The organism is Roseovarius atlanticus (genome assembly GCF_001441615.1).
Classification (GTDB): domain Bacteria; phylum Pseudomonadota; class Alphaproteobacteria; order Rhodobacterales; family Rhodobacteraceae; genus Roseovarius; species Roseovarius atlanticus.
Map to the genome: position 1 here is coordinate 1 of NZ_LAXJ01000069.1, position 374 is coordinate 374.

General features: G+C 55.6%; 1 protein-coding gene. It reads left to right on the top strand.

Going from position 1 to position 374, the window contains the following annotated elements; all coding sequences use genetic code 11:
- Window positions 1-135 precede the first annotated feature (135 nt).
- On the top strand, window positions 136-374 hold a 239-nt coding region (locus tag XM53_RS23345), incomplete at its 3' end, for a hypothetical protein (protein WP_144435665.1).

The following is a 374-nucleotide window of genomic DNA, read 5'->3' on the forward strand; positions in this document are numbered from 1 at the left end:
CGCCGACGCGCTGGGCCTGACACGGGTTGCGCAGGTGGCCTGACCGCACTGGTCGAAAAGAAAGTTTGGATTCAATCTTGGAACGGTGGCGGTTTCTGACGTAGGGTCGGCAAACTTGAACTGCGAGAGGACATTATGCCGACATTCGAGTTTACGGGCAGCGGCGCTCCTGTTACGTCGGGAACAACGTTCGATTTCGATTTTCCCGATACATCGACGGGAAGCACGGTCAACTTCACCCTGAGTAACAGTGGAAATCCGGGCGCTGGTGTGAGAGTTTCCGATTTTGCCGGCGGGCAGCTGTCCATCAGTGAAACAGGCACAGGTGTCTTCACGCTTGATCTGAATTCGACGCAGGCCTTGACCAATTTCGG